This is a genomic window from Microbispora sp. KK1-11 (genome assembly GCF_006874435.1).
Classification (GTDB): domain Bacteria; phylum Actinomycetota; class Actinomycetes; order Streptosporangiales; family Streptosporangiaceae; genus Microbispora; species Microbispora catharanthi.
The window spans coordinates 13900-33230 of the sequence record NZ_VIRJ01000037.1 but is presented as its reverse complement, the minus strand read 5'-3'; the positions used below and the strand labels follow the sequence as shown (position 1 = coordinate 33230).

Sequence of the window (19331 nt, the reverse complement as noted above, 5' to 3'; positions counted from 1 at the left end):
GTAGGCTGGTGTCGCGCCCGCCACCTGCGGAAACGGGGGGCCTGCCCGCTTGGGGGAGGCGGAAATGGCCGAACAATCGCTACCACTCGCCGCGCACCTGCGGCTGCACACACACGACGTCGACGAGGCCCGTACGCGGGTCGGAAACGACCTCGGCGACCACGGGCTGCGCCCGGTGAGTTCGGAGGTCCGGCTCGACGCCCGCTTGAACGGGATGACGTTCGACGGGATCGGGCTCTACTCGCTCGGCTACGGCGCGGAGGTGCTGATCACGCCGCAGCCGCTGGACAGCTACCTGCTCGTCGAGATCCCGCTGACCGGCGCCGCGGATGTGTCCCACGGCCGTGAACGGATCGTGTCGACGCCCGAGCTCGCCTCCGTACTGTCGCTGACGCGGCCCATGTCCATGCGATGGGCCCCCGGGCACGAGTCGCTGATCGTCCGCTTCGACCGCGCCGCGCTCGAAGCCCACCTGGGCAAGCTCATGGGGCGCACGCCCCGCAGGCCGCTCACCTTCTCCCTCGGCATGGACCTGACCCGGCCCCCCGCCCGGTCGTGGCTCTCGGTCGTCGAGCTGCTCAGGCGAGAGGCGGAGACAGGCGGCGCCATGCTGGAGCAGCCCGTCGCGCTCAGGCAACTGGAGGGGCTGCTGATGACGCAGTTGCTGCTGGCCCAGCCCAGCAACTACAGCGAGGCGCTGTCGGGCGGGCAGCCCCGCGTCGCGCCGACGGCGGTGGAACGGGCCGTGGACGTGATCGAGGCGCGGGCGGCGGAACCGCTCACCGTGGAGGAGATCGCCGAGGCGGTGGGCGTCGGCGCGCGGGCGCTTCAGGAGGGGTTCCGGCGTCAGCTGGAGACGACGCCCATGAGCTACCTGCGGGAGGTGCGCCTCGACCGGGTGCACGCCGAGCTCACGGTCCACGAGCCGGGCGCCACCACGGTCACCGACGTCGCCTACCGGTGGGGGTTCGTCCATCTGGGGCGGTTCGCCCTCGCCTACCGGCGGCGTTTCGGGGAGTCCCCGTCGGAGACCCTGCGCCGCTGAGCGCGGGCGTACGGCTGCTCAGCGGGCCGGCAGGTCCGCCCACCACGTGGTCATGCCGGAGGGACGCTTCACGGTGCCGTGCCGGACGGCGAGGGCGTCGACGACGACGGCGCCGCGCCCGCTCTCGTCCGGGGACGGGGTGGTTCCCGGCCACACCGGCGCCGCTCCGCCGTCGGTGATCTCGACCCGGATGAGCCGGCGATCGCCGTCGGCGTAGATGAAGAGCCGGAGCTCGGCCGGCGGCAGGGCGTGGAGTACGGCGTTGGTCACCATCTCGGAGATCACCAGCACGGCATCCTGCGCGGTGGTCCCGGGCGTTCCCCAGGCCGCCAGGACGCCGAGCGCATGGCGTCGCACGCCGCCGACCTCCTGAGGAGAGTGCGGCACCGGACACGTGTATACGGAACTGACCACCTCGGCCGCGGAGACGTCGGCCCGGTCCATGATCTGCGAGTTCATCGTGTCGTGCTCCTTGGTCACCAGCGGGCACCTCCCCTGGCGAAGCGCCCCGACGCTCCACGGAAGCGCGTCATACGGTCGGAAAGAGCGTCACTTATCGCAGATTAGGCAGGCCATACAAAGGCGTGCTATCCCCAAGGCGAGGCCGGGTATCCGCATAACGAACCATTACCCGGACGCCTGGGCGGGCGGCGGTCCTGACGGGGCGACCGGGGCGAGTGAGGCGGATGGGTCGGTGAGTTCGTGGGCCGAACGGGCGAGCCAGATCACCGACAGGGCGTCGGCCGCCGTGATCGCGCTGACGTGGACGCCCCCGGAGATCCCGGCGATTTCCAGCGGGACGGCCATCAGCAGGAGCACGAGCGGCGCCACCAGGGAGGCGATGCCGTACCCGACGGTCGCCCGCCGCCAGCGGCCGTCCCGCCACTGCGTCAGAAACACCAGTGCCGTCCAGATCAGGCCCGCCAGGGCGCTGAGATCGGGCATGTCGGCCACTCGCCGCGCCTCGCGCCAGTCGAGCACGTCGAACACCTCGACGGCGGCAGTGCTCGTGTTGCTCAGCAGGCCCGCGGCCAGGGCGAGCCCGGTGAACCCCACGGTGCGGCGCAGCACCGGGTGGAACAGCACCACGAGCGCCGACATGATCAGCGAGTCGATCACCACCGCCCACCACGGCCAGGCCGGTGCGACCGCGCATGCCATCCAGGACCCCGCCGTGGCGTAAAACGCCACGCGCAGCCGCAGCACACCGCGGTCCGTCACCGGCGGTCGCCCCGCGACCGGGCCTCGCAGGCCCTGCCACAGCGCCCAGCCCCACAGCCCGCCCGCCGCGAGGAGGACGAGCGCGTTCGGCCATACGGCCGTGACGTCCTCGTTGACCTCCGCGAAGAGGGTCAACCGCCAGAGGAATCCGATGTCGCCGCGGGCCGCCGCGACCGCGGCGGCGACTGCGACCACCGCGCCATATCCGGCGGCGGCGACAAGGGCGGGAACACCCCACCGATAGTGGCGCACGGAGTCATCCAGGAAATCGAGGAGGGAATCGATCGGGAATCGAGCGCTCACCCTAACGAGCCGTCGACGTAAAAGGAAACAGACCTATGCTTTACCCGCTATGGTGCGCGTTCTTGTACTGGGTCACATCGGCGCGGAGGTGGCGGGCCGTCCTGTCGAGCTCGGCACGTCACTCCACCGGGCCGTGATGGCCCGGCTGGTCTGCGCACAGGGGCACATCGTGTCCACCGACCGGTTCATCGACGACCTGTGGAAGGGGCAGGCGCCGCCGAAGGCGCTCGGCGCCCTGCAGGTGTACGTCTCGAACCTGCGCCGCGTCCTGGAGCCCGAGCGGGCGCCACGGGCCGCCGCCCGCGTGCTGGTGAGCGCGCCGCCCGGATACCGCCTGGCACTCGACACCGAGGACGTGGACGCCTGGCTCTTCCCCAAGCTGGTCGACGCCGCGGCCGGCCTCCTCGCCCGGCGCGACCCCGCCGGCGCCTTCGACACGATCAGCGAGGCGCTGTCGCTGTGGACCGGCCAGGCGTACGCGGAGTTCGCCGACCAGGAGTGGGCCGTGCCCGAGGTGGGCCACCTGCTGGAGCTGCGGGCGGTCGCGGTCGAATACCGCGCCGAGGCGGGCCTGGCGCTCGGCCGCCACGCCGAACTGGTCCCCGAGCTGGAACGGCATGTCGCCGCCCACCCGCTGCGGGAGAACGCGGTCCGGTTGCTGGCGCTCTCCTACTACCGCGCCGGCCGTCAGGGGGAGGCCCTCGCGGTCCTGCGCCGCACCCGGGCCCTGCTGGCGGATGAGCTCGGCGTGGACCCCGGGCCCGCGCTGCGGAGCCTGGAGGCGGGCATCCTCGCCCAGGCCCCCTCCCTCGATCTGATCGTCCGGGAGCCCGCGCCCGCACCGCTGGTCGTACCGCCGGTCGTGCCGCCCGACCGGCCGCGTACGCCGTCCCCCGGCAGGATGGTCGGCCGTACGAGGGAGCTGTCCCGCCTGACCGCCGCCGCGGAGCAGGCCGGGGACGGGTTCCGGGTCGCGTGGCTCGGCGGCGAGGCCGGGCTGGGCAAGAGCACCCTGGCCGACGCCCTGGTGGGGCACCTGTCGTCGCGGGGCTGGCGGACCGTCGTCGGACGGTGCCCGGAGACGACGGGCGGGGTGCCACCCGCGTGGGCGTGGAGCGAGGTGCTGCGCGATCTCGCGGCGACCACGCCGCCCCCGCCGGAGACCGCCGCCCGGCTGGCGCCGCTGCTGACCGACGACGCAGCACCGGTCGGCCAGTTCTGGCTGGCCAGGGCCGTGGGCGACTACGTGGACGGGGTGCCTGGGCCGCTGCTGATCGTGCTGGAGGACGTCCACAGGGCCGACGAGGAGACCCTTCAGCTGCTGCGCCATCTGGCCGTACGGCTGGCCGCGACACCCGTCCTCGTCCTGCTCACGCACCGGCCCGGGGAGCCGAGCGCCGACCTGATGGCGACGGCCGCCGCCCTCGCCGTCCAGACCGTGGAGAACCTGGAGCTGGGCGGTCTCGCACCGGACGAGGTCGCCCGGCTGCTCACCGAGCGGTCCGGCATGGACGTGGATCGGGCGACCGCGCGGAAGGTCGGCGAGCGCACCGGCGGCAACCCGTTGTTCGTGAGCGAGACGGCGCGGCTGCTCGCGATCGACGGCCCCTCCGCGGTGAACGTGCTGCCCCCCGGGGTGCGGGACCTGATCCGGCGGCGGGTGGCCCACCTCCCCGCCGCGGTCCAGGTGACGTTGCGCAACGCCGCGGTGCTCGGCAGGGAGGTCGACGCCGACGTGCTCATCGCGATGCCGGGAGCCGACGAGGAGACCGTGCTCGACGGGCTGGAGGCGGGGGTGCTGGCCGGGCTGCTGGAGGAGCCCCGGCCGGGCCGGGTCCGCTTCGCCCACGTGCTGGTCCGCGAGACCCTCTACGAGGACATTCCCCGGCTGCGGCGCGCCCGGATGCACCGCAAGGTCGTGACGGCCCTGGAGGCCGTGCGGCCCGGGGACGTGGGGGCGCTGGGGCATCACGCCCTCGCCGCCGCGACCACCGCCACCGCGGCGGCCGCGGCGGACTACGCGTCGCGCGCGGCGGCCCAGGCGTCCGCGCTGTACGCCCACCGGGACGCGGCGGCCTTCCTGGACGGCGCGCTGGCCGCGCTCGACCTCGCGCCCGACCCGCCCGAGGCGCTGCGACTCGACCTGATGTGCCGCCTGGTGTCCGCGCTGGCGCACGCCGGTGAGGTGGAAAGGGCGCTCGACGCCCGGGCGAAGGCGCTGGCCGTCGCCCGGAGAACCGCCGATCCGAGGGCCGTCGCCCGGGCCGCGGTGGCCTTCGACGCGCCCGTCATCTGGACCATCCAGCCGGAGCGGAGGCTCGATCGCGATCTGGTGCACGCCATCGAGGAGGCGATTCCCCGGGAGACGGGCGAGCCGCGCTGCCTTCTGCTGGTCACGCTGTGCCACGCCGCCGAGGGACACGACGCCGCCCGGGTGGAAACGGCGAGCGCGGAGGCGGTGGCCATCGCCCGCGACATCGGCGACCCGCACCTGCTGTGCATGGCGTTGAACGCCCGATACTGGGCCTGCCAAGCCCCGGACAGGCGCGAGGAGCTGGAAAGACTGGGGCACGAGTTGCTACGGGTCTCCTCGTCGGCCGGGCTGCTCGGCTACCAGACGCTCGGCCACGCGGCGCTCTGCATGGTCGCGTTGAGCCGGAACGACTGGGCCGGCGCCCGGCACCACGCCGACCAGGCGGCGGAGCACTCGACGAGCGGCCAGCTCGGCCACGCCCTCGGCATCCTCGCGTTCCTCGACGCCCTGCACTTGCTCGTGCGGGGAGAGTTCGACGAGGCCGAGAGGGCGTACACGACGCTGGGCGAGCGGTTGATGGAGACGGGAGCCTCGATTTCGGCCCTCATGGGCGCGGTGGGGCGCTTCGCGGTCCGTCTGGCGGCAGGCCGGTTCGACGGGTGCGTGGAGGCGCTCGCCCCGGTGTGGGAGCGGATCCCGCAGGAGGTCGGAGAGCTGTACGCCCGCGCTCTCGTGGCGGCCGGCCGCCTGGAGGAGGCCAGGGCCGTGTGGCCGGCGGCCCTTCCGCGCCGTGACTTCACCTGGGCGGGCATGATGGCGGCGCGGTCGGCGACCGCGATCGCGCTGGCGGACCGCGAGGCGGCCGGAGAGTGCTACCACCAGCTCCTTCCCGCGGAGGGGGAGATGGCCGGGATGAGCACCGCGTCGGTCACCTTCGGTCCGGTGGCCCACACGCTCGGCGACCTCGCCGTCTTCCTCGGCCGGCCCGAGGCCGCGGCGGGACACTACGCCCGTGCGGCCGAGGTGGCCGGGCAGGCCGGCTCCCCCCATTGGGAGAAGGCGGCCCGTGACGCGCTCGCACGCCTGTGATCAGCGAGGACGCCGGGGCACGGGAACGGCCTGCCCGCGTCGCGCGGCCTCCCGTTCGAGTCGCGGTGCCAGGGCGCGAGCGGTCCGCATCATCTTCCGCACCTGCCCGAGACGGCTCCCGCTGAGGCTGAAGTCGGCCAGGGCGCGCTCGACCCGCACGTGGACCCCGTCGGGCAGGGGCGTGGCCTCGCCGACCAGCACGACGTTCTCCTGGCCGCTCATGTCGGCGCCGTGGGTGTGGAAGGTCAGGCAGGCCCGTCCACGGGCCAGGACGCCGGGCGGGCCGGTCCGCACGAGGAAGCCGTCGTCCACCCGGGTCGCGCCCAGCGAACGCAGCGGCAGGGGCCAGCCGTCCTCGCCGATCACGGTCAGCACGGGATCACCGAGGCGGACGGCGTAGTCGGCACGCGGGCGCCAGTCGGCGGGCGGCTCCAGCCACCCCGGAGCGCCGGATCCCGCGGGGGCGGGGTCCGACGGCGGCGCGGTCGTCTCCGGATCCGCCTCCCACAGCTGAGGAGGCGCGTCGAGCCGCCCGTGCGGCCACCACAGCACGCGCAGCGGAGTGACCTCGATCCATATCCGGGCCCAGTACCAGGCCTGGCGCCGCACGAGGAACCACGGCTGCCGGGCGACCGCCTGCGGATACTTCGCCAGCGTCCGCCGCAGATAGAGATCGGTGCCGGCCTGCAGATCCGCGTCGCGTACGGTGGCCAGGCCCTGGACGAGCACGACGGGAGGGCCGGAGACGGGCGACCCCGTGGGGTCGGAGAACAGCAGCGCCACCCGGGGGTCGCGTCTGGCCCGCTCGGCCTTGGACGGATAGGTCAGGCCGGTCGAGACGTCGACCGTACGACCGTCCTCGGCGACGTAGGGCCCCACGGGCCAGGTGATCGGCGCGCCCTTCCGGGTGAGCGAGGCGTACTCGCACGTGAGCGCGTTCTCGAGCACCGGCAGGATCTCGGCGGGCCAGTTCGTGCGCCCGGCCGTGCCGGACGCGGGCGACAGGGACATCCCATGCTCCCTCGCAGCGGAATTCCTTACGCCGGTGAACTTAGGCGGCAGGGCTTAGACGGCACTTGGGACGGACTTAGGCAGGAACGAGGGAGACGGATCAGCGAGGGGACGTGGCCTTCGGGGCGTTCAACCGTTGACGCCGGAGCTGCTCGGCGAACTCCCTGGCCATCGCGAGCTGCTCGCGCAGTCTGTCGGCGCGTTCCGCGACCGCCTTCTCGAAGAGTTGCAGCCGGGCGAGCAGGCCGGGGTCGTCGTCGCCGCGGACGAGCCGGTCGGTGATCTCCAGCAGGTCGCGCATCTCCTCCAGCGTGAACCCCAGCGGCTTCATCCGCCTGATCAGCGCCAGGCGCTGCACGTCCTCTTCGCTGTAGAGCCGGAAACCCCCCTGCGTGCGGGCGGGCACGACCAGGCCGACCTCCTCGTAGTGGCGGATGGTGCGCAGGGACAGCCCGAGCCGCTCGGCGACCTCGCCGATCTGCACCAGACCTTCAGGCATCGCTCCGCTCACCTTTCCTACCCCCGTGGTCACCGCTCCCGTGCGGGTACCGTCGCCACTCACGGCCTACCCTCACGTATGGGTAGGGTTTCGCAGAACAGCTCTCTGGAACTCTTCGGCGACGTTACCTCTCGTCCGGGAGTCCGGCCGGAGGGGAGGACAAGCATAAGGCCAGGGCCCGCCCTGGCGGAGCCGGGCGACGGTGGCGGCTCCCACCGCGACGGCGCGCCCGGCGAGGGGGAAAGGCCGGGCGGGCCGTGCGGTGGCGTTGAGGCCTGCGATGGGCGAGCACGCGGCGAAGCGGAGTCCCACCGCAAGCGGGGCAGACTCTACTCTCACGGAAGGTTATAGAGCAATAACCACCCGGCGTCCGGCGGGAGCGAGCGCTCGCTGTCAGTAGGTGCTGGGCTCCGGCTCCTCGACGCTCCAGGTCACCGTGCCGTCCGGCTGGACGCACCGCCGGCGGACCCGTGTGACCAGTTGCGTCGGCAGCTGGAGCGCCGCCACCCAGGACCCGTTCCTGCTCCGCTCGAAACAGATGTTGTCGCCGTTGACGACGACACGGTCGGCGGTGAGGGTGCGCTGGAACCCGCTGTACATCCTGACGCGGTAGACGGACATCGTCCTCCTCTCCGGCCGGGAGAACCACGTGACCTACATCACCCTACTCTCACGTCACAGTAGGCGAACTCCGAGGGCGGGCGTCCAAGGCGTCCGTCATCCGCTCCAGGTGGCCAAGCAGGAGGTCGTGCCAGTTCGGCGTTGGACGGCCCCGGCCGCTGGTCGAGCAGTTCCAGGCAGACGTACACGGGTACGTGGTCACCGTCCACGACAGGTGAGCGAGGCCCGCGCGGGACGTGACGGATGACCTGTCCGCCGCCGTCCCGCGCGGGTCCCGTAGCGCACCCTCCCGCTCTCGCTTACCCCCGGAATCCGGTCTCATGCACATCTCGTGGACCGGGTGCCCCGGTCAGGTCGTCAGCAGGCCGATGCCGAGGGTCAGCACGCCCGCCGCCAGGCAGAGCGCGCCGAGCCAGAGCAGGATGATCAGCCGGTTCGGCCGGGTCACGTCCCGTCCGAGGGACGACAGGAAGAATCCGGCGGACATCAGCGCGGCGGCGGCCGGCACGCCGAGCCGGGCGGTCCACAGGGCGACGCCGCCGAGGCCGGTGGCGTCGACGAAGAGGAGGCACACCAGCCCGAGGGTGACCAGCACCCCCGCGTGCGCGTGCCCGGCGCGGGCGAACGTCTGCTGGAAGGGCGTCATCGGCACCGCGCCGCGGACGATCCGGGTGAGGAACCACCCGCCGAACTCGATGGTCACGACGGTCAGCAGGACGGCTCCGGCGATCAACTGGGTCGGCTGACTGAGCTGCAGAGGGGTCATCGGGCACTCCTGTGGGGATGGGGGGTGGGGGACGTCAGCGACCGCTGTTCAGGGCGGCCTCGGGAAGGCCGAGTGCCCGCGCGAGGTCGGCCAGCTCCGCCTCGAACAGATCGCCCGCCTCGTCGCCGATGATCCGCGGAAGGCCGAGCGACTCCAGGCAGACCATTCCGTAGAGCCGCATCCAGCAGCGGGTGAAGGCGGTCGCGGCGGTGGTGGAGGGCATCGTGATCTCCAGGATCTGGACGAGCCGCTCGGCCAGCGGCTCGATCCGCGGCTCGCGGCGCCAGGGAGCGGGGGAGGCGTCGCCGTAGTCCCGCCAGACTCCGGCGAAGATGTCTCCGAACAGCTTGCCCACCTGGCCTCGCGCCCGGACGACCGCCTGACTCTCCTCCTCCGGCGGCGACACGACCAGGGAGAGGTGGAACTCCCGGGGGTGGTCCACCCCCCAGCGCCGCAACGCCCTGCTGGCGACGATGAGCCTGCCCGCCGTGTCCGTCTCGTCCACCTCGCCGACCCGGGTGGCGACGAACTCGGTGAGCTCGTCCAGGATCGCCACGATGACCGCGTCGAGGAGGGCGCGATGGCCGTCGAAGTAGCGGTAGACGCCGGGCGGGGTCATCCCCACCTCCCGGGCGACCGCCCGGATCGTCAGCGCTTCGACGCCTTGGGTCGTCAGGATCTCGCGGCTCACCGAGATGAGCTCGCGCAGCGTGGCGTCACGCACCCTCTGGCGTCGTGAAGGACTGGTCGTCGAGGACCCCTCCATCGGTCTGCCTCCCCTTCTGTTGACATATGTTAACTCTAGCGTATTGCGTTAGCGAAAGCGTTCGTGCGATGCTCAGGTTATTCGCGTTCGCGGTCATCGCCCGCCCGACCCTGGAGGCTCCCTTGGACATCGACTCCGGCACAGCGCTGCGCTCCAGGTCCGCCGCCGCCCCGGCCGCCGCGCCCAGGGCCGGCGCCGCCGAGCGCGACCGTGCCGTCGAACTGCTCGGCGACGCGTTCGGCGCCGGCTATCTGACCAAGGAGGAGTTCGACGAGCGCCTCGACGTCGCCACGCGAGCCCGGCACCGCACCGAGCTCGACGCCCTCCTCGCCGACCTGCCGGCCAAGCTGCGTACGTCGAGGGACCGGGCGCGGCGCCGGGCCCGCAAGACCAGGGCGGCCAGGCTCGGTGTGCGCATCCACGCCGGCGTCTACGCGGGCACATCACTTCTCATGGTGGGCATCTGGCTCGCCGTCGGGCGGGCGACGGACTTCTGGTATCCGTGGCCGATCTGGCCCATCCTGGGCTGGGGCGTCGGCGTGCTGGGCCACGCGGTGCCCGTGACCCTGGCGGTCCGCGCCCGCGAGCGTCGGGAGGCGTTTAATTCAATTGCTTGACTTACCGCGTCGATTCCGATGCGGTAGTGAGGATGACCGGTAAGTTACGGGCCGAACGGGTCAGCGAGACCCGCGAGCGGATTCTGTCGGCGGCGGAGCGGCTGTTCGCCGAACACGGCGTGTTCGCCGTGTCCAACCGCCAGGTCAGCGAGGCCGCGGGGCAGGGCAACAACGCCGCGGTCGGCTACCACTTCGGCACCAAGGCGGATCTCGTACGCGCGATCGCCCGCAGACACGCCGAGCCAGTCGATCGGATACGCGAGCGGATGCTGGCCGAGATCGGCGACTCCGCCGACGTACGCGACTGGGTGGCCTGCCTGGTCCGCCCGGTCACCGAGCATCTGGCCGCGCAGGGCAACCCGACCTGGTACGCCCGCTTCATCGCCCAAGTGGTGACCGATCCCTCGCTGCGCGCGATCATCGCAGAGGAGACGCCCGCCTCGCTGCGGCAGGCGATGGACGGGTTCATCCGCTGCCTGCCCGAACTGCCCGCAGAAGTCCGGGCGGAGCGCAGCGACATGGCACGACAGCTGATCACGCACGTGTGCGCGGAACGCGAGCGCGCCCTCGCCGAAGGGGCTCCCACGCCCAGATCCAGCTGGCACGGCACGGCGACCGGGCTGATCGACGCGCTCGTCGGGCTGTGGCTCGCACCCGTTTCCCGGGATTCGTGAGCTTCACCCCACCGGGCGCACGCCCGCCTCGTCCTCATGGCGGCCGACGACGCCGAGCAGCCACCGCCCGGCCGCGGCCAGCCGGGCCCGGACCCCGTCGCGGAGCAGCAGCCAGGCGATCCAGCCGACGGCGAGCACGGCCCAGTAGGAGATCAGCCGGTAGAGCGCGACGACGGCCGCCGCCATGCTGCCGGTGACACCCGCTCCGACGAACGTGGCGGCCATGCCGAGCTCGGTGACGCCGAGGCCGCCGGGGATGACCGCGACCGTCGCCGCGATCTTGCCCGCCACGTAGCCGAGCAGCACGGTGTGCGGCCCCAGCCCGACCCCCGCCGCCGCGCACACGGCGGCCAGGCAGGCCACGTCGAGAAGCCAGTTGGCCAGCGCCAGGACGGCGAGGACCAGCCGGTCCCTGCCGGTGGGCCTGATCGCGTCCCTGGCCGCGCGGATCCGCAGGGAGGCGCCGGAACGGCGTCCGCCGCGTCGCCGGCGCAGCCGCACCAGCGCGAGGACGGCCGCCGCGACGGCGGCCAGCGCGATCAGCGCCGGGATACGGGTCGCGTCGCCGCCCAGCAGCGCGACCACCCCCAGCACGGCGAAGGTGGTGGTCGAGTACACGGCGCTGAGCACGAGCGTCGCCACCGACAGCGGTTTGGACGCACCGAGCCGGCCGAGCTCACGGATGGTGAACGCGACGGAGAGCACCGGTCCGGCGGACAGGGAGCTCGACACGGCGTTGCGCGCGTACGCGACGGCCACCGAGCGCGGCCGGGTGAGGCTGATGCCGCCGCTCCTGAGCAGGCGGCGCAGCAGCCCCGCGAAGAGCCTCATCGAGAGGCCCTCGGCGACCACGGCGACCGCCAGCCAGCCCGCGTTCACCCTCTGGACCGACGCCCAGACCGCGTCCGGGTCGGGAATCCTGTCCCTGAGGGCGAACAGCGCCACTCCGGCCACGCCGGCGGCGGCGGCGCCTCTGAGCCTGCGCGCCGCGTGGGCGACGGAGGCAGGGGACATGCGCGGGGTTCTCCGTTGCGCGGTCGGGGTGTGATGCGCCTTTAAATCAAGCGACTGACTTAGGTTAGCATCGCGGTCTTCCCCGGCCGGGGGCGGATCCTCCGGCAGCCGGCGCTCACTTCCCGAACGGGCCCGGGGCCTTGAACAGCAGGCGGTCGAGTGCGTCCATCCGCCTCGTCGGCTCAGGCGGGCCGGGCCGCCGCGCCAGGGCGGCCGCCGCGCGAGGGGGCGGCACGCGCAGCCGCCGGCGGCACGAGGCCTCGAAGACGCGCGCCGCCACGCAGGCGCGACCGCGGCCACGGAAACGACTCGTCACCGTCCTCGATCTCCCCGGCGGCTGAATCCCCAGATCACGAGTGCGCAGGCAGCGAAGGCCGCGCCGAGGATGCTGGAGCCGGTCCAACCGGCGCGGGCGAACACGGTGGTCGTGGTGGTGGCCCCGAGGGCGGAGCCGAGGGAGTAGAAAATCATGTAGCCACCGACGACGCTGCTGGTGCGGCGTGAGTGGGTCATGGTGAGCACGTGCTGGTTGCTCACGTGCACGGCTTGGACGGCGAAGTCGAGCACGACCACGCCGATGACGACGAGCCACAGCGACCACAACGCCTGCCCGATGGCCAGCCATGAGGCGGTGAGGAGAACGAGTGCTCCGCCGGTGACGGCGCTCGCGAATCCGGCGTCGGCCCAGCGTCCCGCCCGTCCGGCGCCGAGAGCGCCGGCCAGGCCGGCAAGGCCGAACAGGCCGATCTGCGCCGTGCTCAGATGCCAGGGCGCGGCCGCGAGCGGTAGCGTCAGGCCGCTCCACAGCGTGCCGAAGGAAGCGAACAGGAAGAACGCGATCAGCCCGCGCGAGATGAACACGCGCTCGCGGAACAGTCCGCCAAGCGACGTCAGCACCTGTCGATACGTGGCGTGGTCGGCGCGCGTGTCCGTCGGCAGCGTTCTCAGGACGAGGCACGCCAGCGTCACCAGGAGCATGGCGAGCGCGACGTACACGCTGCGCCAGCCCCACACCGCGGCCAGCGCGCCGGCCGCAACACGTGCTCCGAGAATGCCGATGACGACACCGGAGGTCACCACGCCGAGGTTGCGGCCGCGCTCCTCGGGCGTGGACAGGGCGGCGGCGTAGGCGACCGTCGTTTGCACGACTACCGCGAACAGGCCCGCGACCGCCAGCCCGACGAGCAGCACCCAGGTCCGAGTGGCTGTCGCGGCCAGCACCGCACCCACCGCGGTCAGCAGAAGGTGCCCCACCATGAGCTTGCGCCGGTCGATCACGTCGCCCAGCGGGACGAGAACGGCCAGTCCTGCCAGATAACCGAGCTGCCCGGCAGCGACGATCCATCCCAGGCGAGCATCCGGTACGCCCAGATCGCTTCTGATCTGGGCGAGAACCGGCTGCGCGGCGTAGATGCTCGCGACGGCGACCGCGCAGACCGCGGCGAACAACGTCCTTCGGCCGATGGTCAGGCCCATCCGCCCCCCAATTAGTAGCAGATTGCAACTGATTGAAGCTACGGCAGAATGGTTTCAATCGGCAACTCTTCGGGAGGTGTGATGACTCAGATCGCGATCAGTGCCGAGGATGTGACCTGGACCGACCCGACCTGCCCGGTAGCGCGAACCCTCGACGTGATCGGTGATCGTTGGAGCCTGCTCATCGTCCGCGACGCTATGGACGGCGCGCGGTCGTTCACCGACTTCCAGCAGCGCACCGGCATCGCCCGCAACATCCTCACCGACCGGCTCCGGCGGCTGGTCGAGCGAGGCATCCTGGATCGGCAGACCGCACCATCGGGCAAGCGGCAGCTCTACACACTCACCCCTGCCGGGCGCGACCTGTTCACCGTCATCGTGGCCCTGCGCCAGTGGGGCGAACGTCATGCTTTCGCCCCCGACGAGCCCCACTCCGTCCTCGTCGACGAACTTGGTCTCCCGCTTCCGGAGCTTCAGCCGAGGGGCTCAAGCGGCGATCCCGCTGACATCGACACGACCTCCGTGCGAAAGGACCGCTGATGTCGAGGGGCAGCGCAGTCGCGCTCGCGGAGGTGATCCCACGGCTGGCCGAGCTGGTTGCGGTCATCAGGAAGGCGGACCCCGCCGGGCGGAACGACCTCTACATACAGATGGGCCCGAACCTCGTCTACAACTCCCCAGAGAGGGTGATCGCAGTCGAGGCCAGGCCCAACATGCACCGAAGTGAGTGTCCGAGGGGGGACTTGAACCCCCATGCCCATCACTGGGCACTAGCACCTCAAGCTAGCGCGTCTGCCTATTCCGCCACCCGGACGTGGTGCCTCACGCGGAATCGTCATCCCGCGTCGGCTGATACAGGTTAGCACTCTCTCGGCCCTGCTTCATACCGGGAAACGGCCCTCGCGTAGATCGCCGGATCCCGGGGGTGAACGTCACGCCTGTACGGCGGCAGGATGGAGGCGCGAGCCGTACGACGGGAAAGGCGGGGGCCGCTGAGCGGCCCGCCCGCAGGAGGAGGCGTAATGACCCCACGCTACGGGGAGGACGAGGTCGCCGAGCTGTGCCGCGACTTGATCCGCATCGACTCGGTCAACGCTGGGGACAACGCGGGGCCCGGGGAACGCGAGGCCGCGGAGTACGTGGCCGGCAAGCTGTCGGAGGTCGGCCTGGAGCCGAAAATCCTCGAGTCCGATCCCGGACGGGCGAACGTGGTCGCCCGGGTCGAGGGCGCCGACCCGAGCAGGGACGCCCTGGTTCTCCACGGCCATCTGGACGTCGTGCCGTTCGACGCCGCCGACTGGACCCACCACCCGCTGAGCGGCGAGATCGCCGACGGCTGCGTCTGGGGCCGCGGGGCGGTCGACATGAAGGACATGGACGCGATGATCCTCGCCGTCGTGCGGCGGCGGCTGAGCGAGGGGCGCAGGCCGCCCAGGGACGTCGTCCTCGTCTTCACGGCGGACGAGGAGGCCGGGGGCCACTACGGCGCCCAGTGGCTGGCCGAGCGGCATCCGGAGGTCTTCGAGGGCTGCACCGAGGCCATCGGCGAGGTGGGCGGCTTCAGCGTGACCACCGAGAAGGGCCGGCTGTACCTGATCGAGGCGGCGGAGAAGGGCATCGCCTGGATGCGCCTGGCCGCCAAGGGCAGGGCCGGGCACGGCTCGATGCTCAACGACGACAACGCCGTGACCGAGCTCGCCGAGGCGGTCGGCCGGCTCGGCCGCCACAAGTGGCCGGTGCGGCTCACGCCCACCGTGCAGGCGTTCTTCGAGGAGGTCTTCGGCACGGAGGTCAAGGCGGAGGACGCGGAGGCGGCGGTGGCCACCCTCGGGCCGCTCGCCCGGATGATCGGCGCCACTCTCCGCAACACGACCAACCCGACCATGCTCCAGGCCGGTTACAAGGCGAACGTCATCCCCCAGATCGCGACCGCGCACGTGGACGGCAGGTTCCTGCCGGGGTACGAGGACGAGTTCTTCCAGACCGTGGACGAGCTGCTCGGACCGAACGTGACCAGGGAGTTCGTCTACCACGATGTGGCGGTCGAGACCCCCTTCAAGGGCCCGCTGGTCAAGGCGATGGCCGACGCGCTGCAGGAGGAGGACCCGGGCTCGCGGGCCGTGCCGTACACGCTGAGCGGCGGCACCGACCTCAAGGCGTTCAGCCGCCTCGGCATCAGCGGCTACGGCTTCGCGCCGCTGCGGCTTCCCGAAGACTTGGACTTCTCCGGGATGTTCCATGGCGTCGACGAGCGCGTTCCGGTTGATTCGCTCCGGTTTGGCGTCAGGGTCCTTGACCGTTTCCTCGAATACTGCTGAGAAAGCTCTTGCGATCACGTGCCGTGCCGCTACAGTAACTCTCCGTTGGGGGTCGGATCCGCACCGGGTTGACCCAGCGGACTGTTGACTCAGCGGTTTGGGGAGGTCGCGTGACGCGCACGTCGCAGGAACAGCGGGGGGCGAACTCGCCCGCCGCCGTTCCCGATGTGCGCGTCACGTCTCCCGGCTCTGCGGAGCGGGGCCGGATGGCGCGGTTCGCGGCCGGCTCCCGTCTGGGCCGCCTGCTGGTCATCGGCGGGCTGATCGCCGCCGGATGGCTGCTCGGTGTGATCTTCGGTGTCTTCGGCACGGCGACGTCCGTGGCCGGGACCGCACCCTCACATGACGTCGCCGGGTCGGTTCTTCCCGATCGTCTCTCAGGCCCGGACCTCGGTCTGCCGCCCTCGCCGGGCGCGGTCGAGTCCCACGGGAAGAGCATCGACGGTTTCCCCACGGCGGCGGACGACGTCTCGGTGAACGCCGAGGCGATGGCGGGGCGCACGGTCGACGGGCTCACCAGCCAGTCGAAGCCTCTGCTCCCTCCGCCCTCCACCGCGGACCACGCGCCCGCAGACCAGGGCCTGGTCCCGCAGTCGAGCGGTGGAAACATCCTGTTCGGGGATGTCGCGCGGGATGTGTTCGAACCGCGCTTCACCAAGCTGCCCGCCCCACTGGCGGCGGTTGTTCCCCCGGTGGTCCGCACAGCGGCGGACGACCCGTCTTTCTCTCCTGACTGATCCCGCCTTCGTGCCGGTCCCCGTCGTACGGCGACCGGTGCCACAGCCTGCCCTCGCTCGTGGTGCCCGGGCGGCAGGCTCCCGCGGGTGACGCGGAATTTCCCATCCTCGTGACGTCCACGGCTCCGCTGTGCTCATGCGGCCTGGACACGCGTCGCGAGCTGTCAGGTAACCCCCTAGAAGAACCACTAGGAGCATTCATCATGCGAACGTGGGCGAAGGGCTCGGCCTCCGCGGCTTTTCTGGCCGCCGGCGTCATGGCCCTTGGCAGCGGTACGGCTTTCGCCGACACCGACGGCAGTCACTCGGTGCTCGGCGGCAACCAGGTCGACATCCCGGTGACCCTGCCGATCGACATCAGCGGCAACGCGGTGGCGGTCGCCGGCGACTCCCGGGCCTCCTCCCTGGGCGGCGCGACCGCACAGGGCGCAGGCGTGGGCGCCGGACACAACAGGACCTCCGGTGAGGGCAGCATCCTCGGCGGCAACCAGGTGGTCGCGCCGATCAACGCCCCGATCAACGCCTGCGGCAACGCGGTGTCCGTCTTCGGCCGGTCCGACGCGGGCTGCCGGGGCGGCGCGGCGGTCAAGGGCTCGGGACGGCGCGCGAACGCGGGCGGCAACCGCACCAGCGGGGCGCACAGCATCGGGGGCGGCAACCAGGTGGTCGCGCCGATCACCGCGCCGATCAACCTGTGCGGCAACTCGATCGCCGTCTTCGGCGACGCCACCGCCGGGTGCCGTGGCGGCGCCTTCGTCGGGGGTGGCCGTGACGGCGTGCGCGCCGGCGGCAACCGCACCAGCGGCCGTGGCTCGATCCTGGGCGGCAACCAGGTGGTCGCGCCGATCACCGCGCCCATCAACGTCTGCGGCAACTCCGTCGCGGTCCTCGGCGACGCGTTCTCGGGCTGCCGCGGCGGTTCGTCCGTGGGCGGCTCCGGCGGACACGGCCACGGCGGTCACGGCGGTCACGGCGGTCACGGGGGCCACGGTGGGTACGGCGGTCACCACGGAGGCGGTCACTGGCACCGTCCCGGCTCGACCGGCCACGACACCGACGGCCGCTACTCGGCCGGCAGCGGCACCCAGGTGGTCGCGCCGATCACCACGCCGACCGACGTGTGCGGCAACGGCTCGGGCAGCTGCCACGGCGGCTCCACGCCCGGTCACGGCGGGCACGGTGGTCACGGCGGGCACGGCGGCTGGTCCGGCGGTTGGTCCGGTGGCGGCGCGGGCGGCAACCGCACGAGCGGGGTGCACAGCGTCGGCGGCGGCAACCAGGTGGTCGCGCCGATCACCGCGCCGATCAACGTCTGCGGCAACGCCGTCGCGATCGTCGGTCACGCCTTCGCGGGCTGCCGCGGCGGCGCGACCGTGATCGGCGGCTGGAGCAAGCACGGCGGCCGCTGGGGCGCCGGCGGGAACGTCACGTCCGGCCGCGGCTCGATCCTCGGCGGCAACCAGGTGGTCGCCCCGATCACGGCCCCGATCAACGTCTGCGGCAACGCGGTGAGCGTCATCGGCCGGTCCCACGCGGGCTGCCGGGGCGGCGCCTCGGTCCTCGGCGGCGGTGCCGGTGCGGGCGGCAACATCACCTCGGGCAAGCACGGGATCCTGGCGGGCAACCAGATCGTCGCCCCGATCACCGCGCCGATCAACGTCTGCGGCAACTCGGTCGCCGTGCTCGGCGACGCCGCCGCGGGGTGCCTGGGCGGCGCTCAGGTGGGCGGCGGTTGGAAGGGCCACGGCTACTGGGCTCACGCGCAGCACAAGGCCGCCCGCGGCGGGGTCATGCCCGCCATGCCGGGCGCGTCGGTGCTGTCGGGCAAGCACACGGTGCAGCCGATGAGCGCCGCCGCCACTCCCTCCGCTCCGATCGTCGGCGACCTGCCGAACATGCTCGGCCTGCCGGAGACGCCGAGCCTGCCCGCCGTCCCTGTCGGGAAGGGCGCCAAGGGCGGCACGCCCGCGGCCGTCTCCAAGGCCGGCGGCTCGCTCGACGACGCGACTCGCTCGCTGCCGACCAACCAGACGCTGGAGGACGCGACCGCCTCGCTGCCCGTCGCCGACACGGCGCGCAACCTCCCGACGGGCGACCTCGGGAAGAGCGCCGACGTGCTGCCGCTGGGCAAGCTGAGCCCCCTCAAGCTGATGAGCGCCGAGCAGCCCGTCGGTCTGACCGGGATGAACCCGGCGTCGTTCCTCGCCCTGGCCATCGGCGCCATGTTCGCCGCCTCGGCGAGCCTGTTCGCCGTCACCCGCCGCTTCCGGTTCGGCCGCAAGTAGTCGTACGGCCGCGCGTGACGGCACGGGAACGCCTCCGGCGGCGACGGCCGTACGGAAGTGACCCGGCGGCGCGCGGCTGACGGAGGCGAGGGATATCACTCGCCCGCGCCAGGGAGTGTCCGACAGATGCTCCCGGCGCGGGCGACCAGGACGCCCCCCCACGGCCAGTGGAGGGAGGCACGAACGCTTTGCCCGTTCCGGGGGCGCGGCCCGGGGCGGGCAAAGCTCTTTTGTCGGGTACTGTTTCGGGACGGATGGAGCGCTTACGGTCATGGCACCGACGACATTGCGGATGGGCAAAGCCCTTTTGACCGTGGCGTCCGCGCCCCCGGGGCTCACATGGTCCGGGCGGCCCGTATGATCTTCCGACGCAGCCGGACGCGCCTGCTGCCATCGGGATAAAGGCGTAGCCGCTCCAGTTCCCAGTCTCCGTGCTCGGCATGCTCTGTGAGCATCTGCCTCGCCACCTCACGAGGGGTGCCCCGAGGGAGATATAGGTCCAGATAGGAGTAGTCGAGCACAGCCATTGGTCTCCGGGGCGTGCTAGGGAACTCGATGGGCTCTATTCTGCGTCTCCGTGGATAACAGCGCCAAGCGGGTTACATTCCCGGACATAACCGGGTAGCCCGAGGGGG

General features: G+C 72.1%; 19 protein-coding genes and 1 tRNA gene. 8 read left to right on the top strand and 12 right to left on the bottom strand.

Annotated features, from left to right (window positions below):
* Positions 1-64: 64 nt before the first annotated feature.
* Positions 65-1045: an AraC family transcriptional regulator gene (locus FLW16_RS36760; RefSeq protein WP_142565366.1), complete on the top strand. Its 981-nt coding sequence runs from the start codon at positions 65-67 to the stop codon at positions 1043-1045.
* Between the two features lie 18 nt (positions 1046-1063).
* On the opposite strand, the gene FLW16_RS36755 is transcribed toward FLW16_RS36760, so the two are convergent.
* Both FLW16_RS36755 and FLW16_RS36750 read right to left on the bottom strand, forming a co-directional pair.
* A complete protein-coding gene (locus FLW16_RS36755; protein ID WP_221891463.1) occupies positions 1064-1525 on the bottom strand; it encodes an ATP-binding protein in 462 nt (153 codons plus the stop codon).
* 147 nt (positions 1526-1672) lie between these two features.
* Positions 1673-2518, bottom strand: coding sequence for a hypothetical protein (locus FLW16_RS36750; protein WP_142565364.1), 846 nt, complete (start codon positions 2516-2518; stop codon positions 1673-1675).
* 100 nt (positions 2519-2618) lie between these two features.
* On the opposite strand from FLW16_RS36750, the gene FLW16_RS36745 reads away from it, so the two are divergent.
* Positions 2619-5912 (top strand): BTAD domain-containing putative transcriptional regulator, encoded by a 3294-nt coding sequence (locus FLW16_RS36745; RefSeq protein ID WP_142565362.1) that lies wholly within the window; start codon positions 2619-2621, stop codon positions 5910-5912.
* Here FLW16_RS36745 and FLW16_RS44120 read toward each other — a convergent pair whose 3' ends face one another.
* From FLW16_RS44120 to FLW16_RS36715, 5 genes are all read right to left on the bottom strand, one after another.
* A complete protein-coding gene (locus tag FLW16_RS44120; RefSeq protein WP_185949753.1) occupies positions 5913-6923 on the bottom strand; it encodes a hemerythrin in 1011 nt (336 codons plus the stop codon). It lies immediately after the preceding gene.
* Positions 6924-7023: 100 nt separating this feature from the next.
* Positions 7024-7422, bottom strand: coding sequence for a MerR family transcriptional regulator (locus FLW16_RS36735; protein ID WP_142565360.1), 399 nt, complete (start codon positions 7420-7422; stop codon positions 7024-7026).
* Between the two features lie 393 nt (positions 7423-7815).
* Positions 7816-8043 (bottom strand): hypothetical protein, encoded by a 228-nt coding sequence (locus FLW16_RS36730; protein ID WP_142565358.1) that lies wholly within the window; start codon positions 8041-8043, stop codon positions 7816-7818.
* A 349-nt stretch (positions 8044-8392) separates the two neighbouring features.
* Complete coding sequence (locus FLW16_RS36720; RefSeq protein ID WP_142565356.1) at positions 8393-8809, bottom strand: hypothetical protein; 417 nt, start codon at positions 8807-8809, stop codon at positions 8393-8395.
* A gap of 34 nt (positions 8810-8843) precedes the next feature.
* A complete protein-coding gene (locus FLW16_RS36715; protein ID WP_185949752.1) occupies positions 8844-9533 on the bottom strand; it encodes a TetR/AcrR family transcriptional regulator in 690 nt (229 codons plus the stop codon).
* A 110-nt stretch (positions 9534-9643) separates the two neighbouring features.
* On the opposite strand from FLW16_RS36715, the gene FLW16_RS36710 reads away from it, so the two are divergent.
* Both FLW16_RS36710 and FLW16_RS36705 read left to right on the top strand, forming a co-directional pair.
* On the top strand, positions 9644-10192 hold the full coding sequence (locus FLW16_RS36710) for a DUF1707 domain-containing protein (RefSeq protein WP_142565353.1): 549 nt from the start codon (positions 9644-9646) through the stop codon (positions 10190-10192).
* Positions 10193-10224: 32 nt separating this feature from the next.
* Positions 10225-10866: a TetR/AcrR family transcriptional regulator gene (locus FLW16_RS36705; RefSeq protein ID WP_142565351.1), complete on the top strand. Its 642-nt coding sequence runs from the start codon at positions 10225-10227 to the stop codon at positions 10864-10866.
* 3 nt (positions 10867-10869) lie between these two features.
* On the opposite strand, the gene FLW16_RS36700 is transcribed toward FLW16_RS36705, so the two are convergent.
* From FLW16_RS36700 to FLW16_RS36690, 3 genes are all read right to left on the bottom strand, one after another.
* The gene (locus tag FLW16_RS36700; RefSeq protein ID WP_142565348.1) at positions 10870-11880 is read right to left on the bottom strand and encodes a YbhN family protein; all 1011 of its coding nucleotides are present in this window, start codon (positions 11878-11880) and stop codon (positions 10870-10872) included.
* Between the two features lie 115 nt (positions 11881-11995).
* Positions 11996-12196 (bottom strand): hypothetical protein, encoded by a 201-nt coding sequence (locus tag FLW16_RS36695; RefSeq protein WP_142565346.1) that lies wholly within the window; start codon positions 12194-12196, stop codon positions 11996-11998.
* Positions 12193-13356 carry an MFS transporter gene (locus tag FLW16_RS36690; RefSeq protein WP_142565344.1) on the bottom strand — a complete coding sequence of 388 codons (1164 nt, stop codon included), beginning with the start codon at positions 13354-13356 and terminating at the stop codon, positions 12193-12195. The genes FLW16_RS36695 and FLW16_RS36690 overlap by 4 nt, the downstream gene beginning before the upstream one ends.
* A gap of 81 nt (positions 13357-13437) precedes the next feature.
* Between FLW16_RS36690 and FLW16_RS36685 the strand changes: the two genes are divergently transcribed.
* Positions 13438-13896, top strand: coding sequence for a helix-turn-helix domain-containing protein (locus tag FLW16_RS36685; protein ID WP_221891462.1), 459 nt, complete (start codon positions 13438-13440; stop codon positions 13894-13896).
* Positions 13897-14084: 188 nt separating this feature from the next.
* Here the strand turns inward: FLW16_RS36685 and FLW16_RS36680 are convergent.
* Positions 14085-14170 (bottom strand) — tRNA-Leu (locus tag FLW16_RS36680).
* 208 nt (positions 14171-14378) lie between these two features.
* Here FLW16_RS36680 and FLW16_RS36675 point away from each other — a divergent pair.
* The 3 genes from FLW16_RS36675 to FLW16_RS45660 all read left to right on the top strand — a co-directional run bounded on the left by FLW16_RS36675 (position 14379) and on the right by FLW16_RS45660 (position 18696).
* Entirely contained in the window at positions 14379-15674 is a 1296-nt protein-coding gene (locus tag FLW16_RS36675; RefSeq protein ID WP_142565340.1) for a M20/M25/M40 family metallo-hydrolase, read from the top strand.
* Between the two features lie 110 nt (positions 15675-15784).
* Positions 15785-16411, top strand: coding sequence for a hypothetical protein (locus tag FLW16_RS36670; RefSeq protein WP_142565338.1), 627 nt, complete (start codon positions 15785-15787; stop codon positions 16409-16411).
* A 203-nt stretch (positions 16412-16614) separates the two neighbouring features.
* The gene (locus FLW16_RS45660) at positions 16615-18696 is read left to right on the top strand and encodes a chaplin family protein (protein ID WP_142565336.1); all 2082 of its coding nucleotides are present in this window, start codon (positions 16615-16617) and stop codon (positions 18694-18696) included.
* A gap of 335 nt (positions 18697-19031) precedes the next feature.
* On the opposite strand, the gene FLW16_RS44730 is transcribed toward FLW16_RS45660, so the two are convergent.
* Entirely contained in the window at positions 19032-19217 is a 186-nt protein-coding gene (locus FLW16_RS44730; RefSeq protein WP_079320786.1) for a DUF5703 family protein, read from the bottom strand.
* Positions 19218-19331: the final 114 nt, after the last annotated feature.

Excerpts from the sequence above, each read along its gene's own strand:
- FLW16_RS36710 (WP_142565353.1), top strand. The coding sequence starts at position 9,644 with ATGCTCAGGTTATTCGCGTTCGCGGTCATCGCCCGCCCGACCCTGGAG.
- FLW16_RS36690 (WP_142565344.1), bottom strand. The coding sequence starts at position 13,356 with ATGGGCCTGACCATCGGCCGAAGGACGTTGTTCGCCGCGGTCTGCGCG.
- FLW16_RS36705 (WP_142565351.1), top strand. The coding sequence starts at position 10,225 with ATGACCGGTAAGTTACGGGCCGAACGGGTCAGCGAGACCCGCGAGCGG.
- FLW16_RS36745 (WP_142565362.1), top strand. The coding sequence starts at position 2,619 with ATGGTGCGCGTTCTTGTACTGGGTCACATCGGCGCGGAGGTGGCGGGC.
- FLW16_RS45660 (WP_142565336.1), top strand. The coding sequence starts at position 16,615 with ATGCGAACGTGGGCGAAGGGCTCGGCCTCCGCGGCTTTTCTGGCCGCC.
- FLW16_RS36675 (WP_142565340.1), top strand. The coding sequence starts at position 14,379 with ATGACCCCACGCTACGGGGAGGACGAGGTCGCCGAGCTGTGCCGCGAC.
- FLW16_RS36720 (WP_142565356.1), bottom strand. The coding sequence starts at position 8,809 with ATGACCCCTCTGCAGCTCAGTCAGCCGACCCAGTTGATCGCCGGAGCC.
- FLW16_RS36760 (WP_142565366.1), top strand. The coding sequence starts at position 65 with ATGGCCGAACAATCGCTACCACTCGCCGCGCACCTGCGGCTGCACACA.
- FLW16_RS36730 (WP_142565358.1), bottom strand. The coding sequence starts at position 8,043 with ATGTCCGTCTACCGCGTCAGGATGTACAGCGGGTTCCAGCGCACCCTC.
- FLW16_RS44120 (WP_185949753.1), bottom strand. The coding sequence starts at position 6,923 with ATGTCCCTGTCGCCCGCGTCCGGCACGGCCGGGCGCACGAACTGGCCC.
- FLW16_RS36735 (WP_142565360.1), bottom strand. The coding sequence starts at position 7,422 with ATGCCTGAAGGTCTGGTGCAGATCGGCGAGGTCGCCGAGCGGCTCGGG.
- FLW16_RS36700 (WP_142565348.1), bottom strand. The coding sequence starts at position 11,880 with ATGTCCCCTGCCTCCGTCGCCCACGCGGCGCGCAGGCTCAGAGGCGCC.
- FLW16_RS36685 (WP_221891462.1), top strand. The coding sequence starts at position 13,438 with ATGACTCAGATCGCGATCAGTGCCGAGGATGTGACCTGGACCGACCCG.